General features: G+C 57.6%; 11 protein-coding genes. 3 read left to right on the top strand and 8 right to left on the bottom strand.

The window, feature by feature from the left end; genetic code table 11:
• Positions 1–15: 15 nt before the first annotated feature.
• The gene (locus IAE48_RS21855) at positions 16–957 is read left to right on the top strand and encodes a YgcG family protein (protein WP_200135574.1); all 942 of its coding nucleotides are present in this window, start codon (positions 16–18) and stop codon (positions 955–957) included.
• Here the strand turns inward: IAE48_RS21855 and IAE48_RS21860 are convergent.
• The gene (locus IAE48_RS21860) at positions 943–1,632 is read right to left on the bottom strand and encodes an N-acetylmannosamine-6-phosphate 2-epimerase (RefSeq protein WP_200135575.1); all 690 of its coding nucleotides are present in this window, start codon (positions 1,630–1,632) and stop codon (positions 943–945) included. The genes IAE48_RS21855 and IAE48_RS21860 overlap by 15 nt on opposite strands.
• Positions 1,633–2,026: 394 nt before the next feature.
• Here IAE48_RS21860 and IAE48_RS21865 point away from each other — a divergent pair, with 394 nt between their 5' ends.
• Positions 2,027–3,136 (top strand): SDR family oxidoreductase, encoded by a 1,110-nt coding sequence (locus IAE48_RS21865; protein ID WP_200135576.1) that lies wholly within the window; start codon positions 2,027–2,029, stop codon positions 3,134–3,136.
• A gap of 52 nt (positions 3,137–3,188) precedes the next feature.
• On the opposite strand, the gene eno is transcribed toward IAE48_RS21865, so the two are convergent.
• The 5 genes from eno to rlmD all read right to left on the bottom strand — a co-directional run bounded on the left by eno (position 3,189) and on the right by rlmD (position 10,998).
• Positions 3,189–4,487 (bottom strand): phosphopyruvate hydratase, encoded by a 1,299-nt coding sequence (gene eno / locus IAE48_RS21870; protein WP_023479467.1) that lies wholly within the window; start codon positions 4,485–4,487, stop codon positions 3,189–3,191.
• A gap of 77 nt (positions 4,488–4,564) precedes the next feature.
• On the bottom strand, positions 4,565–6,202 hold the full coding sequence (gene pyrG / locus IAE48_RS21875; protein WP_023479487.1) for a glutamine hydrolyzing CTP synthase: 1,638 nt from the start codon (positions 6,200–6,202) through the stop codon (positions 4,565–4,567).
• Between the two features lie 352 nt (positions 6,203–6,554).
• Positions 6,555–7,346: a nucleoside triphosphate pyrophosphohydrolase gene (gene mazG / locus IAE48_RS21880; RefSeq protein WP_054804281.1), complete on the bottom strand. Its 792-nt coding sequence runs from the start codon at positions 7,344–7,346 to the stop codon at positions 6,555–6,557.
• A 60-nt stretch (positions 7,347–7,406) separates the two neighbouring features.
• Positions 7,407–9,644, bottom strand: a complete 2,238-nt coding sequence (gene relA / locus IAE48_RS21885) for a GTP diphosphokinase (RefSeq protein WP_094419419.1) — start codon at positions 9,642–9,644, stop codon at positions 7,407–7,409.
• Positions 9,645–9,696: 52 nt separating this feature from the next.
• On the bottom strand, positions 9,697–10,998 hold the full coding sequence (gene rlmD, locus IAE48_RS21890) for a 23S rRNA (uracil(1939)-C(5))-methyltransferase RlmD (RefSeq protein ID WP_200135577.1): 1,302 nt from the start codon (positions 10,996–10,998) through the stop codon (positions 9,697–9,699).
• A gap of 57 nt (positions 10,999–11,055) precedes the next feature.
• Between rlmD and barA the strand changes: the two genes are divergently transcribed.
• A complete protein-coding gene (barA, locus tag IAE48_RS21895) occupies positions 11,056–13,830 on the top strand; it encodes a two-component sensor histidine kinase BarA (RefSeq protein ID WP_200135578.1) in 2,775 nt (924 codons plus the stop codon).
• 251 nt (positions 13,831–14,081) lie between these two features.
• Here the strand turns inward: barA and IAE48_RS21900 are convergent, their stop codons facing one another.
• Together IAE48_RS21900 and gudD are read right to left on the bottom strand one after the other, a co-directional pair.
• On the bottom strand, positions 14,082–15,224 hold the full coding sequence (locus IAE48_RS21900) for a glycerate kinase (RefSeq protein WP_200135579.1): 1,143 nt from the start codon (positions 15,222–15,224) through the stop codon (positions 14,082–14,084).
• Between the two features lie 87 nt (positions 15,225–15,311).
• A complete protein-coding gene (gene gudD, locus IAE48_RS21905; RefSeq protein WP_054804278.1) occupies positions 15,312–16,652 on the bottom strand; it encodes a glucarate dehydratase in 1,341 nt (446 codons plus the stop codon).
• Positions 16,653–16,662: the final 10 nt, after the last annotated feature.

Raw genomic sequence — 16,662 nt, forward strand, 5'->3', positions numbered from 1 at the left:
CAAGGAAGTTGCTTTATGGCACGCGTAGTCACCTTATTGCTGCTGCTCGTGAGCCTGACGTTTCAGGCTCATGCGCTCCCGGTTCCGTCGATGCGCGGCTTCGTCAACGATCCGCACGCCCTGTTTGCGACCGAGGATAAGTTGTCGCTTATTAGCGAGGTTGCGGAGATTAACAGGCGAACCGGCGCGCAGGTCGCGGTGCTGGTGCTGCCCTCCCTTGAGGGAGAGAACCTCGAAACGTTTGCCACACAAACCTTTAATACGTGGCGGCTGGGCAGTGCGCAGCGAAATGACGGTGTGCTGATCCTTGTGGCGTGGCAGGATCGCCGGGTGCGCGTTGAAGTCGGGCGCGGTCTTGAAACCACCATCAGCGATGCGCTGGCAAGCCAGGTGATCAAAGAGCAGATGCTGCCCTACTTCAGGGAGGGGGATCTGCTCTCCGGCTTACAGCACGGGCTGAAAGGGATTGATGCGCTACTAAGCGGGCAACCCCTGCCGTCGCCCGCCTCCGCCTCGTGGGCCTGGGTGCGCGGAAAACTGATTAACTTCTCTTACTGGCAAGGTTTGCCCTTTCTCGCCGTCGGCCTCTTTTTACTGATACTCAAGCGTAAAAAGAGAACGGTGCGGGTGATCTTTTTTGGCTCGTTGTTACTGACCCCGGCGCTCGCTATTACCTCTGAGTTTGTCTCCTGGGTAATGCCTTTTGTCTGGCTCAGCTTCTCCATCCCTTTTATCAGCATCTTTTCGGGATTGTTCTTCCTGTGGCTCTACCCGCAGCGCTTGCTGGCTGTCGGCGGCGGTACGATGCGCGATGACAGTGCAACCTGGACCTCGACCACCACCAGCCACCTTCACCACCATTCGGGCGGCGATAGCGGTAGCCACAGCAGCAGCGACAGCTCAAGCTCCGGCGACGGTGGCTCCAGCGACGGCGGCGGCTCGTCAGACAGCTGGTGATCTTATTGCGTCGGTAAAACGGCGCGTGATCTGCTGCGGGCGGGTAATGGCCCCGCCCACCACCACCGCATGGGCACCCAGTGCCAGGCAGCGCGCCGCGCGCTCGGGGGTATCAACATTCCCTTCGGCAATCACCGGAATGGCAACGGCTGCCAGCACGGCTTTGAGCAGGGCAAAATCGCTCTCCGGCAGCGTATGGCCTTTTGTCTGCGCCGTATAACCGTAGAGCGTGGTGCCGACGCAGTCGAAACCGAGCTGCTCTGCGATTAGTGCCTCTTCAACGCTTGCGATATCCGCCATTAATAACAGCGCGGGCCAGCGGGCGCGGATCCCGGCAACCAGTTGGGCGAGGGTTTCGCCACCAGGGCGCGGGCGCTGGGTGGCATCAAGCGCAATCATCTCTGGCGCGGCGGCCACTAACTCTTCCACTTCGCGCAACGTTGGAGTGATAAACACGTCGCTATCAGGGTAGTCGCGCTTGATAAGACCAATCACCGGCAGTGCGACCTGCTGTTTGATAGCCTCAATATCCGCCACGCTGTTAGCCCGAATTCCCGACGCGCCACCCTCGGCGGCCGCCAGCGCCATCCTCGCCATAATAAACGGGCTGTGCAGTGGCTCATTTTCCAGCGCCTGGCACGAAACGACCAGCCGGCCTTTTATTTGCTTTAACATCGTCGGCCTCCCTCTGACTGTTTAATGTTATCTCTATTATTGTCGTTAACAGCGAAAGTGCCTGCCCGCGATTAGCGCATGCGAATCGTCTAATAAGATTTTTAAAGGGGAAAAAGGATGTAAGCAGAGATTATTTATTTTACATATAGAAATAATTTACGCTTTTATTTCACGCTGATGAAAGGCAATTAAAAATAAATAAAATCAGCTATATAGATAATTTATTTATCTTGTCTGGATTTTTTCCCCGGCTTCGCTGTCCTATAAAAATCCCCCGCGACACTTTCCTTAAATTAAGCTTAATTTTTGCTTTTTCACGCCGCGTGTTTATTTATCTGGCGTTTACTTTTCTGCTCCTACAATCCGCCCATTCAACCATAATGGGATAGCAAGCATGACCACACTATTAATAACGGGCGCAACGGGTTTTCTGGGCGGAGCAGTATTAGAAAAGATCCTGCAGCGCAATGAAAAGGTCAATTTATTACTGCTGGTGCGCGCCGCCGATCGCGAAAGCGGGCTGGCACGCATTGTCACCAATATGCGCAAATTTAATCTCAGCGAGGCGCAGCTTGCCGCCCTCACCGCCGGGCAGATCCTTTGCGGTGATTTGGGCGAGCCGGAGAGCTTTCTCGACGATCCGCGCCTTGAGCAGGTTACCCATGTAATCAACTGCGCGGCGGTGGCCTCATTTGGCAGCAATCCGCTGATCTGGAAAGTTAACGTCGAAGGTACCCTCGCCTTTGCGCGCCGGATGGCGCAGGTAACGGGCTTGCAACGCTTCCTGCATGTCGGCACGGCGATGTCGTGTACTCCGGAGCCGGATTCGCTGGTAGCGGAAAATGCAGAGTTCCGTGAAAACGCGGAGCATCTTGTGGCATATACCCACTCCAAATCGACCATTGAACAGCTGATGCGCCAGCACTGCCCGCAGCTGCCGCTGGTTATCGCCCGTCCCTCCATTGTGGTTGGACACACGTGCCACGGCTGCCAGCCGTCGACCAGTATTTTCTGGGTCTTCAGTATGGGGCTGATGCTGCAAAAATTTATGTGCTCGCTGGAGGATCGCGTGGATGTGATCCCGGTCGATTACTGTGCTGATGCCCTGCTGATGCTGCTGGAAAAAGAGATGGCGCATGGGGAAGTGGTGCATATCTCTGCCGGGGAGGAGAACAGCGTGCGCTTTGCGGATATCGACAGCGCGATGGCGCTGGCGCTGGAGAAAGCCCCGATTGCCGATAACTACGCGCAGGTGAGCTATGAGACGCTGGTGAAGATGCGCCGCGAACTGAAGGATATCTTCGGGCCGTGCAATGAGCGGCTGATGCTGAAAGCGATGCGGTTATATGGTGCCTTCGCCACGCTCAACGTGCGTTTCAGTAATGATAAGCTGCTGAGCCTCGGCATGCCGAAACCGCCGCGCTTTACCGACTATATCGCCCGCTGTGTGCAGACGACGCGCGGTTTGACCATTCCGCAGCAGATGGAAGTCGATTTTAAGTAAAAAAAAATGCCAGTCATTCGACTGGCATTTCTCTAAGACAAACGCGCAGGGATTATGCCTGGCCTTTGATCTCTTTACGACCGTTGTACGGTGCTTTTTCGCCCAGCGCTTCTTCGATACGAATCAGCTGGTTGTATTTAGCAACGCGGTCAGAACGGCTCATGGAACCGGTTTTGATCTGGCCAGCCGCAGTTCCTACCGCCAGGTCAGCGATGGTTGCGTCTTCAGTTTCGCCAGAGCGGTGAGAGATAACGGCAGTGTAGCCCGCATCTTTCGCCATCTTGATTGCAGCCAGAGTTTCGGTCAGAGAACCGATCTGGTTGAATTTGATCAGAATGGAGTTAGCGATACCTTTGTCGATACCTTCTTTCAGGATCTTGGTGTTGGTTACGAACAGGTCGTCGCCCACCAGCTGGATTTTGTCGCCCAGCACTTTGGTCTGGTATGCAAAGCCGTCCCAGTCAGATTCGTCCAGGCCATCTTCGATGGAGACGATCGGGTACTGTTTGGTCAGCTCTTCCAGGAAGTGAGTGAACTCTTCAGAAGAGAAGGCTTTGTTACCTTCGCCAGCCAGCACATATTTGCCGTCTTTGTAGAATTCAGATGCTGCGCAGTCCATCGCCAGAGTGATGTCTTTGCCCAGTTCGTAGCCTGCTGCTTTTACCGCTTCAGCGATAACAGCCAGTGCTTCGGCGTTGGAACCCAGGTTCGGCGCGTAGCCACCTTCGTCACCCACAGCGGTGTTCATGCCTTTAGACTTCAGCACTTTCGCCAGGTGATGGAACACTTCAGAACCCATGCGGATCGCTTCTTTAACGCTGGAAGCGCCAACCGGCTGGATCATGAATTCCTGGATGTCGACGTTGTTGTCAGCGTGCTCGCCGCCGTTGATGATGTTCATCATCGGAACCGGCATGGAGTATTTGCCCGGGGTGCCGTTCAGTTCAGCGATGTGCTCGTACAGCGGCTGGCCTTTAGAGGCAGCAGCAGCTTTCGCAGCAGCCAGGGAGACCGCGAGGATGGCGTTGGCGCCGAAGTTAGATTTGTTCTCAGTACCGTCCAGATCGATCATGATCTTATCGATGCCAGCCTGGTCTTTGGCATCTTTGCCAAGCAGCGCCTGAGCAATCGGGCCGTTAACTGCGCCAACTGCTTTGGTTACGCCTTTACCCAGGAAACGGGATTTGTCGCCATCGCGCAGTTCCAGCGCTTCGCGGGAACCAGTGGAAGCACCTGACGGAGCGGCAGCCAGACCAACGAAACCACCTTCCAGGTGAACTTCTGCTTCAACAGTCGGGTTACCACGGGAGTCGATGATTTCACGACCGATGACTTTAACGATTTTGGACATTAGGTTTTCCTCAGTACAAGTTAAACTAAAACTCCAGACAACAATGCACCCGTCGGGGTGCACTGTCTTTGTATATTTTACTTCGCCTGGCGCTTTTGATACTCGCTGGCGGCTTTCACAAAGCCGGCAAACAGCGGATGTCCGTCACGCGGCGTAGAAGTAAACTCCGGGTGGAACTGGCAAGCAACAAACCACGGATGGTTCGGCACTTCGATGATCTCGACCAACTGATCATCCCCGGAACGGCCCGCAACGCGCAGGCCCGCAGCTTCAATCTGTTTCAACAGCATATTGTTGACTTCGTAGCGATGGCGATGGCGCTCAACAATCGTTTCTGAGCCATACAGCTGGCGAACCAGGCTCTCATCGCTAAGCTGGCACTGCTGCGCGCCCAGGCGCATGGTACCGCCGAGATCGCTCTTCTCAGAACGCTGCTCAACGTTGCCCTCTTCGTCACGCCACTCGGTGATCAGCGCCACAACCGGGTACTTACAGTCTGGCACAAATTCCGTGGAGTTGGCGTTCTCCATCCCGACAACGTGGCGCGCATACTCAATCAACGCAACCTGCATACCCAGGCAGATGCCGAGGTAAGGAATATTGTTTTCACGCGCAAAACGCGCGGTGGCGATCTTGCCTTCTACGCCGCGGTAGCCGAAGCCGCCCGGGATCAGAATGGCATCGAGGCCTTTTAGGATCTCAACGCCGCGCGTCTCAACATCCTGCGAATCAATCAGCTTGATGTTGACGGTTACGCGGTTTTTCAGACCACCATGTTTCAGCGCTTCAATCACCGATTTATAGGCGTCCGGCAGCTCAATGTACTTGCCGACCATACCAATCGTGACTTCACCTGACGGATTCGCTTCCTGGTAGATCACCTGCTCCCATTCGGCGAGATTCGCTTCCGGGCAGTCTAAGCTGAATCGTTTACAAATATAATCGTCCAGCCCCTGAGATTTCAACAGGCCCGGGATTTTATAAATGGAATCGACATCTTTCAGAGAAATCACTGCTTTTTCTGGAACGTTACAGAACAAAGCAATTTTGGCTCTTTCGTTGGCCGGAACGGCGCGATCGGAGCGGCAAATCAGGATATCTGGCTGAATACCGATGGAGAGCAGCTCTTTCACAGAGTGCTGAGTCGGCTTGGTTTTCACTTCACCGGAAGCGGCCATGTATGGCACCAGCGTCAGATGCATGTAGAGAGTGCGCTCGCGGCCCACTTCTACCGCCATCTGGCGGATCGCTTCGAGGAATGGCAGGGATTCGATATCACCCACGGTACCGCCGATCTCAACCAGCGCAACGTCGTGGCCTTCGCCGCCGGCAATAATGCGCTCTTTGATGGCGTTGGTGATATGGGGGATAACCTGCACGGTCGCACCGAGATAGTCGCCGCGGCGCTCTTTACGCAGCACCTCGGAGTAGATACGGCCGGTGGTGAAGTTGTTGCGACGGGTCATCTTGGTGCGGATGAAACGCTCGTAGTGACCCAAATCAAGATCGGTTTCTGCGCCATCTTCGGTAACGAACACTTCACCATGCTGGATAGGGCTCATTGTGCCCGGATCGACGTTGATGTACGGATCCAGTTTCATCATGGTGACCTTGAGGCCACGGGCTTCAAGAATAGCTGCCAGGGAGGCTGCGGCAATGCCTTTACCCAGAGAGGATACGACCCCGCCGGTCACAAAAATATAGTTCGTTGTCATGCTGAACCTGAGAAGTTAGGTTTAAAAGACGGTGGAATAACCAGGACGGGAAAGCAGTATACCGGATGATGAGTTGCGCCACAAACTTTCATTCCCCCTCCCCTTCTCTCTTCAGGCCGCATTAGCGTTAGCTCTCTTGGCTGACGCCGCTTGTACAACAATTCTGAACGTTTACTGATTCGTGCTGTTGCCGCCCGGAAGCCCTAAGGATAAGCCGAAGCGGCGTTAGCGGAAACGTTTCAACAAACGTAATGAGTGTGAAAATAGCCCCTTTCCAGCAAATGTTTTTGACGCAAATCAAGCGCTTGCTATTTAAAAAATCACACAAATCGCGCTTGTTACCACAAATGCCTTAAAGATCATGTTCCTGGCGCTTTACCTGCTGCCAGATAGTTTCCATTGTTTCCAGATCTACGCCGGTCATTTCCAGGCCGCGCTCCTGAACCAGGCGTTCGACTTCGCGAAAGCGGCGCTCAAATTTGAGGTTCGCTTTTTGCAGCGCCACTTCCGCTTTAACGCCCAGGTGACGAGAGAGATTAACGGTGGCAAAGAGCAGATCGCCCATCTCCTCTTCAACGCGCGCCTGATCGACAACCGCCTGTTTCGCTTCGTCCATCACCTCGTCGATCTCTTCATACACTTTGTCGAGCACCGGGCCGATGGTGGTCCAGTCAAAGCCCACGGTTGAGCAACGCTTCTGGATTTTATGGGCGCGCATCAGCGCCGGCAGACTGTGGGGAATATCATCCAGCGCCGAGTGCTGCGCTTTCTCCGCCCGCTCGGCGGTTTTGATCTGCTCCCAGCGCTCAAGCACTTCGGCGCTGTTGCCCGCCTGCGCGTCGCCAAAAATATGCGGATGGCGGCGCTCCAGCTTGTCGCTGATGGCAGCACAAATATCGTTGAAATCAAAACGCCCCTCTTCCTGCGCCATCTGCGCGTAGAAAACGACCTGGAAGAGCAGATCGCCCAGCTCACCGCGCAGGTCATCGAAGTCTTCGCGCGAAATCGCGTCGAGCACTTCGTAAGTCTCTTCCAGCGTGTAGGGCGCGATGGTGGCGTAAGTCTGCTCTTTGTCCCACGGGCAGCCGGTTTGCGGGTCGCGCAGCCGTTGCATGATCCCGAGCAGACGTTCGATTTGAGTCATGAAAAATCCTTGCTAAAAAGCGATCCTCCCAAGACATGAGAGGATCGGGTGAAGAGACGATCAGCCGCCGTGCAGGCGACGCGCGTCGATAACGTCAGGCACCTGATTCAGTTTGCTAAGCACGCGGCCCAGCACCTGCAGGTTGTAGATTTCGATATTCATATCGATAGTCGCCAGCTGCTCGCGGGTGTCGCTGCGGCTGGCAACGCCCAGCACGTTGACCTTTTCGTTGGCGAGAATGGTGGTGATATCACGCAGCAGCCCGCTGCGATCGTTCGCCGTGACGCGCACCACCAGCGAGTAGCCCGCCGAGTAGCTTTCGCCCCAGACGGCATCGACGATGCGCTCCGGCGCGACGTTACGCAGCTCTTCCAGCTGATCGCAGTCGGCGCGGTGAATCGAGATGCCGCGCCCCTGGGTGATAAAGCCGACGATTTCGTCGCCCGGGATCGGCTGGCAGCAGCGCGCAATGTGGTGCATCAGGTTGCCAACCCCTTCGACCACCACGCGCCCGTTGTCCTTGCTACGGTTCTGCGGTGCGTAGGTCTTCTGCTGCAACTGCTTGAGCGCAGCGGCATCCTGCTCTTCGGCGCTCGGCTTGTTGAACTGCGCCTGCAGGAAGTTGACCATCTGGTTAAGGCGAATATCACCACCGCCAATCGCCGCCAGCAGCTCATCCAGCTCGTTGAAGTTGTAGCGCGGCAGCAGGTGCTTCTCCGCCTCTTTCAGGCTGATACCGAGGTGCGCCAGCTCATCGTCGAGGATCTGGCGGCCGGCAACAATGTTCTTGTCGCGATCCTGCTTGCGGAACCAGGCGTGGATCTTCGAACGCCCGCGGCTGGTGGTGACATACCCGAGGTTCGGGTTGAGCCAGTCGCGGCTCGGGTTCGGCTGCTTCTGGGTGATGATCTCAATCTGATCGCCCATCTGCAGCTGATAGGTAAAGGGCACGATACGGCCGCTGATTTTCGCGCCGATGCAGCGGTGACCGACATCGCTGTGAATATGGTAAGCGAAGTCCAGCGGCGTGGAGCCGGCGGGCAGATCCACCACATCGCCTTTTGGCGTAAAGACGTAGACCCGGTCGTCGAAGACCTGGCTGCGCACTTCGTCGAGCATCTCGCCGGAGTCCGCCATCTCTTCCTGCCAGGCAATCAGCTTACGCAGCCAGGCAATGCGATCTTCATGGGCGGAACGCGCGCCGGTCGCCGTCGCGGTGCCCTCTTTGTACTTCCAGTGCGCGGCGACGCCCAGCTCGGCATCTTCGTGCATCTGGCGGGTACGGATCTGGATCTCAACGGTTTTCCCGCCCGGCCCGAGCACCACCGTATGGATAGACTGGTAGCCGTTCGGTTTCGGGTTGGCGACATAGTCGTCAAACTCATCCGGCAGGTGGCGGTAGTGGGTATGCACAATCCCCAGCGCGGCGTAGCAATCCTGCAACCGTTCAGCAACGATGCGCACGGCGCGGACATCAAACAGTTCGTCGAACGCGAGATGCTTTTTCTGCATCTTGCGCCAGATGCTGTAGATATGTTTCGGGCGGCCATAGACTTCGGCTTTGACGCCTTCGGTCTTCATCTCGGCGCGCAGGTGGCCAACAAACTCATCGATGTAGTGTTCGCGATCGATACGGCGCTCATGCAGCAGCTTAGCGATGCGTTTGTACTCTTCCGGGTGCAGGTAGCGGAAGCAGTAATCCTCCAGCTCCCACTTCAGCTGGCCGATGCCTAAGCGGTTCGCCAGCGGCGCATAGATGTTGGTACACTCTTTCGCCGCCAGCACGCGCTCATCTTCAGGCGCATCTTTCACTTCGCGCAGATGGGCGATACGTTCAGCAAGCTTGATGACCACACAGCGGAAATCATCCACCATCGCCAGCAGCATGCGGCGGACGTTATCCACCTGTTCGGAGGAGACGGAATCAGTATGGGTCGCTTTTAACTGGCGGATGGCGGCCATGTCGCGCACGCCGTGGATCAGCTCAACCACCGCCGCCCCGACGTTTTCGCGCAGCACCTCTTCGCTGACCACTTCCGCATCGGCGAGCGGGAAGAGCAGCGCGGCGCGCAGCGTGTCGGTGTCCATACTCAGCATCGAGAGGATCTCCACCATCTCGATACCGCGTGAGAGCAGGATCTCCGCCTGCGGATGCCCTTGAGTTTGACGCAGACAATAAGCCCAGGTTTCGGTTAAGCGTTCACACGACGGCTGACTGGTAATGCCCAGACTGGCGATCCATTTGGCCGGATCGAATTCACCCGCTTTGTTCAAATGCGCACTGCGTACCGCAACCATTGTCCTCTCCTTTCAGGGACCGGGCCTGCCGAATTCGGCAAGCCGAAATTAATCATTTGTGTTTCACAAACAACACCATCGATTCCAGGTGACCAGTGTGCGGGAACATGTCCAGCATCGCCAGCCGCTCAATCTGGTATCCCGCACTCAGCAGCGCTTCACTGTCGCGTGCAAGCGTGGCGGGATTACAGGAGACGTAAACCACCCGGCCCGGCGACAATTTTATAATATGCTGCATCACACCCGCCGCGCCCGCGCGCGCAGGGTCGAGTAAAACTTTGTCAAACCCACGGCTCGCCCACGGCTGCTTTGTAACATCTTCCTCCAGATTTTCATGAAAGAATGTCACATTGTGCAAACCATTCTGTTGCGCGTTCTCCTGCCCTTTCGCCACCAGCTCGGCAACGCCCTCCACGCCAACCACTTCCGCCGCGCGTTTCGCCAGCGGCAGCGTGAAGTTCCCCATCCCACAAAAGAGATCGAGAATGCGGTCCTGTGGCTGCACATCAAGCCACTCCAGCGCACGGGCGACCATCTGCTGATTTACGCCATCGTTGACCTGGATAAAATCCCGCGGGCTGAAGTGTAAGGGTAGCCCGTCAGAAGCGTAGCAGGGAGTCTGACCAGTGATCTGCTCAACAATATCGCTTTGCGGCGCGAGATAAAGCGCAAGATGATGGGAATGCGAAAAGCGTTCCAGTTTTGCTCTGTCGGCGGCGTTTAACGGTGCGGTGTGACGCAGCACCATCAGCGGGCCATTATCCGCGTCGACCAATTCAACATGCCCCAGTTGGCGAGCGCCGCTTAATTCCGCCAGGCAGTCGCGCAGCGGCGTGAGCAGTGCTTCAAGACGGGGCACCAGCACCGGGCATTGTGTGACATTGACGATATCGCTGTCGCCCGCTTTGCGAAAACCCATCTCCAGACGCTGCGCTTTCGGCTGCCAGCTCAGGCTTAAGCGCGCGCGGCGGCGGTAACCCCACGGCTCATCGGCGATCACATCGTCGACATCCTGCTTCATCAGGCGTGCCAGCGCGGCGCGTTTGCTGCGCTGTTGCAGCTCCACGCTGGCATGCTGCTGCTGGCAGCCGCCGCAGACGCCAAAGTGCGGGCAGCGCGGCGCTACGCGCTCCGGGCTGTCGTTCAGCCGACGGCTCACTTCGCCACGGGCAAACTGGCGCTTCTCCTCTTTAAGGATAATTTCCGCCGTCTCTGCGGGTAACAAACCGGGAATAAACAGCGCTTTACCATTATGACGCGCCACCCCCTGCCCAAACGGGTCAAGGTCGTTTACTGTTACGGTTATTTTTTGACGAGTCGTCACGCGTCGTTTTGCAGAGTAGAATTGCGCCATTGCGGTGAAAAATCTCAATTACTGATCAATGGCCCCATTCTCCCATAACGGAATTCCATGACCAACTACAGCTTGCGCGCACGCATGATGATTCTGATTCTGGCGCCCACCGTACTTATCGGTGTGCTGCTCAGCGTCTTTTTTGTCGTCCATCGCTATAACGATTTGCAGCGTCAACTGGAAGACGCCGGTGCCAGCATTATTGAGCCGCTGGCGGTCTCCAGCGAATACAGCATGACGTTGCAGGATAAGGACGCCATCGGCCAGCTGATTAGCGTCCTGCATCGCCGCCACTCCGATATCGTGCGGGCCATCTCGATCTACGACAATAAGAACGCGCTCTTCGTCTCGTCGAACCTGCAACTCGAGGGCGACTCCCTCAAGCTGCCCGCCAATCAGCCCTTCCCGCGTAAGCTGAGCGTCACCCGGCGCGGCGATGTGATGATCCTGCGCACGCCGATCCTCACCGAAGGGTTTGCGCCCGCCAGCTCCTCGCTGCCGGCGGATAAGATCACCGGCAACTTGCTCGGCTATGTGGCGCTGGAGCTGGATCTCAAATCGGTGCGTTTGCAGCAGTACAAAGAGATCTTTATCTCCAGCCTGATGATCCTCTTCTGTATCGGTATCGCGCTGATTTTCGGCTGGCGGTTGATGCGCGATGTCACCAGCCCCATTCGCAATATGGTCAATACCGTCGACCGCATTCGCCGCGGCCAGCTCGATAGCCGCGTCGAAGGCTTTATGCTCGGCGAGCTGGATATGCTGAAAAACGGCATTAACTCGATGGCAATGTCGCTGGCGGCCTATCACGAAGAGATGCAGCACAATATCGACCAGTCCACCTCCGATTTGCGCGAAACGCTGGAGCAGATGGAGATCCAGAACGTGGAACTGGATCTGGCGAAAAAGCGCGCCCAGGAAGCGGCGCGTATCAAATCCGAGTTCCTCGCCAATATGTCCCACGAGCTGCGAACGCCGCTTAATGGCGTGATTGGCTTTACCCGCCTGACGCTGAAATCGGAGCTCAATCCTACCCAGCGTGACCATCTGCTGACCATTGAGCGCTCAGCCAATAACCTGCTGGCGATTATCAATGACGTGCTCGACTTCTCCAAACTGGAAGCGGGCAAACTGATTCTGGAGAGCATCCCCTTCCCGCTGCGCAGCACGCTGGATGAGGTGGTGACGCTGCTGGCGCACTCGGCCCACGATAAGGGGCTGGAGCTGACATTGAGTATCAAAAACGATGTGCCGGATAACGTGATTGGCGATCCGCTGCGCCTGCAGCAGGTGATCACCAATCTGGTCGGTAATGCGATCAAGTTTACGGAAAACGGCAATATCGACGTGGTGGTGGAGAAGCGTGCCATCAGTAATAACAAAGTGCAGGTGGAGATGCAGATCCGCGATACCGGCATCGGCATTCCCGAGCGCGATCAGTCCAGGCTCTTCCAGGCATTTCGTCAGGCGGACGCCAGTATTTCGCGTCGCCACGGCGGCACCGGGCTGGGGCTGGTGATCACCCAGCGGCTGGTCAATGAGATGGGCGGCGATATCTCCTTCCACAGCCAGCCCAATCGCGGCTCGACCTTCTGGTTCCATATCAATCTCGATCTTAACCCGAACGCTATCAGCGAGATGCAGCCGACCCGCTGTCTGGTCGGCAAACGCCTGGCCTACGTGGAGCCAAATGCGACGGCGGCGCAGTGTACGCTTGATGTGCTGAGCGAGACGCCGCTGGAGGTGATCTACAGCCCGTCGTTTTCTGCGCTGCCGCAGGCGCACTACGACATGCTGTTGATGGCGATCCCGGTGACCGTGCGCGAGCCGCTGAGTATGCAGCATGACCGCCTGGCGCGTGCCGCGGCGATGACCGACTATCTGCTGCTGGCGCTGCCATGCCACGCGCAGGTTGACGCCGAATCGCTCAAACAGGATGGCGCGGCGGCCTGTCTGCTTAAACCGCTCACCTCGACCCGCCTGCTGCCTGCGTTAACGGAATATTGCCGCATCACGCGGCTGGCAGAGCTGCCCGCGCCCGACGAAAGCAAATTGCCGATGTCGGTAATGGCGGTGGATGATAACCCCGCCAACCTGAAGCTGATTGGCGCGCTGCTGGAGGATCAGGTTCAGCAGGTGGAGCTGTGCGAAAGCGGCCAGCAGGCCCTTGAGCGGGCGAAGCAGATGCAGTTCGATCTGGTGTTGATGGATATTCAGATGCCGGAGATGGACGGGATTCGCGCCTGCGAATTGATCCGCCAGTTGCCGCACCAGCAGCAGACGCCGGTGGTCGCCGTTACCGCCCATGCGATGGCCGGGCAGAAAGAGAAGCTGCTCAGCGCCGGGATGAATGACTACCTGGCGAAGCCGATTGAGGAGGAGAAGCTGCGTAACCTGCTGCTGCGCTATAAGCCCGGCCATAGCGTCGGCCCATGGTTGACGCCGCTGGAGCCGGAAGCGGAGCAGACGCCGCCGGTTATTACCGTGGATGATGAAACGACGCTCGACTGGCAGTTAGCCTTGCGTCAGGCGGCGGGGAAATCGGATTTGGCGCGCGATATGCTGCATATGCTGGTCGAGTTCCTGCCGGAGATCCGCAATATGGTTGAAGAGCAGTTAGTCGGCGAAGCGCCCAGCGGGCTGGCGGAGGGGATCCATAAATTGCACGGCAGCTGTGGCTATAGCGGCGTACCGCGCCTGAAAAAGCTTTGTCATTTGATTGAGCACCAGTTGCGCAGCGGCGTGGCCGCCGAAGATCTGGAGCCGGAGCTTCTCGAATTGCTCGACGAGATGGACAACGTAGCGCGCGAAGCGCACCGGTTGATTGGTTAAGCGCGATCCCATTGCCGGATGGCGCGTAAACGCTTATCCGGCCTACGCGGTTTCAGCAGCTCTGTATCCGTAGGCCGGATAAGGCGCAGCCGCCATCCGGCATAACCATCCCACAGGCATATCGCACCCGTAGGCCGGATAAGGCGTAGCCGCCATCCGGCATAAACATCCCACAGGCATATCGCACCCGTAGGCCGGATAAGCGCAAGAGCCATCCGGCACAACCAGCCCCCCCAGGTATCCGGCAATCCTTACCGCAACCTCTGCCCCGCTTTTAATACCGCCGCCACGTTGCGGGCGGTGAGGCGCACATTCTCCCCGGCGTTGGCTAATGCCTCGTCGAGGGAACAAATGGTGTAAATCACGCTGAACACCGCATCGATACCGTGCTCGTGCACCACGCCAACATCGGCGGTCAGGCTGCCGGCAATGCCGATTACGGGAATATCATACCGTTTGGCGACCTTCGCCACGCCGACCGGGACTTTGCCATGCACGGTCTGGCTGTCGATTCGCCCTTCGCCGGTGATCACCAGATCCGCATCGGCCACGTGCTTATCCAGCGCCAGCGCATCGGTCACAATCTCAATCCCCTGGCGCAACTCAGCCCCGCAAAAAGCGTACAACGCCGCGCCCATGCCACCCGCCGCGCCACCGCCGGAGAGCGTTAACACATCGCAATCGAGATCGCGGGCAATAATCTGCGCGTAGTGCGCCAGCGCTTTATCCAGCCGCGCGATCATCTCCGGCGTCGCCCCTTTTTGCGGGCCGAACACCGCTGAGGCCCCCTCTTTCCCGGTGAGCGGATTGGTAACATCGCAGGCGACATCGATCCGGCACTGCGCCAGGCGACGATCCAGCTCGCTAATATCAATGCGCGCCAGGCGCTCCAGCGCCGCGCCGCCTGCGGCGATCTGCTCCCCCTGCTCGTCGAGCAGCTTTGCGCCCAGCGCCTGCACCATCCCCGCGCCGCCATCGTTGGTCGCGCTGCCGCCAATGCCGATAATGATCTGTTTCACGCCCGCATCCAGCGCATGGCGGATCAGCTCCCCGGTCCCCCATGAGGTGGTGATTAACGGATCGCGCTTCGCCGTCGGCACGCGCTCCAGCCCGCTTGCCGCCGCCATTTCGATAAACGCCGATTGCTCATCGCCGGAGAGGCCATAAAAAGCGTCGGCCTCCTCGCCAAGCGGCCCTTTAACCGTCACCTTCACCACCCGCCCCTGGGTGGCGGCGACCATCGCTTCTACCGTCCCTTCCCCGCCGTCCGCCACCGGGATTTTCACGTACTCAGCGTTGGGGTACACCTCGCTAAACCCCGCTTCAATGGCGGTCGCCACCTCCAGGGCCGTTAAACTCTCTTTGTAGGAGTCCGGTGCGATGACAATTTTCATAAGCCGTCCTTACGCATATTCACCACGGTAAGCATACACCTTGCGGGCAGCGGGAAATGCCAGCCCCCGCAAGGAGTGGCAATTTCATTAACGCACCATGCAGGGACGCTTGTTATCAAATTTCCAGTCGGGGATCAGGTACTGCATGCCCATCGCATCGTCGCGCGCGCCGAGTCCATGCTTTTGGTACAACTCGTTAGCCTTCATCACTTGATCCATATCCAGCTCAACGCCAAGACCCGGCGTGGTTGGTACCTGCACCATCCCACCTTTGATTTCAAACGGCGCTTTGGTCAGGCGCTGGTTGCCCTCCTGCCAGATCCAGTGGGTGTCGATGGCGGTGATCTTGCCCGGCGCAGCGGCGGCGACATGGGTGAACATCGCCAGTGAAATATCGAAGTGGTTATTGGAGTGCGAACCCCAGGTGAGGCCAAACTCATGGCACATCTGCGCCACACGTACCGAGCCCTGCATGGTCCAGAAGTGCGGGTCGGCCAGCGGAATATCGACCGATTGCAGCGACAGGGTGTGGCCCATCTGCCGCCAGTCGGTGGCGATCATATTGGTGGCGGTCGGCAGCCCGGTAGCGCGGCGGAACTCCGCCATTACTTCACGTCCGGAGAAGCCCTGTTCAGCCCCGCACGGATCTTCGGCATAGGCAAGCACGCCTTTCAGTTGCTTGCCGATGGCGATGGCTTCATCAAGCGACCACGCGCCGTTCGGATCGAGGGTGACGCGCGCCTGCGGGAAGCGTTTTGCCAGCGCGGCAATCGCTTCTGCCTCTTCCATCCCGGCCAGCACGCCGCCCTTCAGTTTGAAGTCGTTAAAGCCATATTTCTCATAAGCCGCTTCGGCCAGGCGCACCACGCGATCCGGCGTCATCGCCTCTTCATGGCGAATGCGATACCAGTCGCACGCATCATCTGGCTGGCTCTGGTACGGCAGCGGCGTCTTTTTGGCATCGCCGACAAAGAAGAGGTAACCGAGCATCTCTACTTCGCTGCGCTGCTGGCCTTCGCCGAGCAGGGAAGCGACGTTCACGCCAAGGTGCTGACCAAGCAGATCGAGCATCGCCGCTTCGATACCGGTAACCACGTGAATAGTGGTACGCAGATCGAACGTTTGTAACCCGCGCCCGCTGGCATCACGATCGGCGAAGGTGTTGCGCACGCTGTTGAGCACATTTTTGTACTCACCCAGCGTCTTACCGACCACCAGCGCGGCGGCCTCCTCCAGCGTCTGGCGGATCTTCTCCCCGCCGGGGATTTCGCCGACCCCGGTATGACCAGCGTTATCTTTAATGATCACGATATTGCGGGTGAAGAAAGGCGCGTGCGCCCCGCTCAGGTTCATCAACATGCTGTCGTGACCGGCAACGGGAATAACCTGCATCGATGCCACAACGGGCGTGGAACTATAAGTACTCATAATGGTGTCC

Source organism: Kosakonia sp. S57, from assembly GCF_016516575.1.
GTDB classification, from domain to species: Bacteria; Pseudomonadota; Gammaproteobacteria; order Enterobacterales; family Enterobacteriaceae; genus Kosakonia; species Kosakonia cowanii.

Bases quoted from the DNA above. Each gene is read 5' to 3' on its own strand.
- IAE48_RS21855 (WP_200135574.1), top strand. From the start codon at position 16: ATGGCACGCGTAGTCACCTTATTGCTGCTGCTCGTGAGCCTGACGTTT.
- IAE48_RS21860 (WP_200135575.1), bottom strand. From the start codon at position 1,632: ATGTTAAAGCAAATAAAAGGCCGGCTGGTCGTTTCGTGCCAGGCGCTG.
- IAE48_RS21865 (WP_200135576.1), top strand. From the start codon at position 2,027: ATGACCACACTATTAATAACGGGCGCAACGGGTTTTCTGGGCGGAGCA.
- eno (WP_023479467.1), bottom strand. From the start codon at position 4,487: ATGTCCAAAATCGTTAAAGTCATCGGTCGTGAAATCATCGACTCCCGT.
- pyrG (WP_023479487.1), bottom strand. From the start codon at position 6,202: ATGACAACGAACTATATTTTTGTGACCGGCGGGGTCGTATCCTCTCTG.
- mazG (WP_054804281.1), bottom strand. From the start codon at position 7,346: ATGACTCAAATCGAACGTCTGCTCGGGATCATGCAACGGCTGCGCGAC.
- relA (WP_094419419.1), bottom strand. From the start codon at position 9,644: ATGGTTGCGGTACGCAGTGCGCATTTGAACAAAGCGGGTGAATTCGAT.
- rlmD (WP_200135577.1), bottom strand. From the start codon at position 10,998: ATGGCGCAATTCTACTCTGCAAAACGACGCGTGACGACTCGTCAAAAA.
- barA (WP_200135578.1), top strand. From the start codon at position 11,056: ATGACCAACTACAGCTTGCGCGCACGCATGATGATTCTGATTCTGGCG.
- IAE48_RS21900 (WP_200135579.1), bottom strand. From the start codon at position 15,224: ATGAAAATTGTCATCGCACCGGACTCCTACAAAGAGAGTTTAACGGCC.
- gudD (WP_054804278.1), bottom strand. From the start codon at position 16,652: ATGAGTACTTATAGTTCCACGCCCGTTGTGGCATCGATGCAGGTTATT.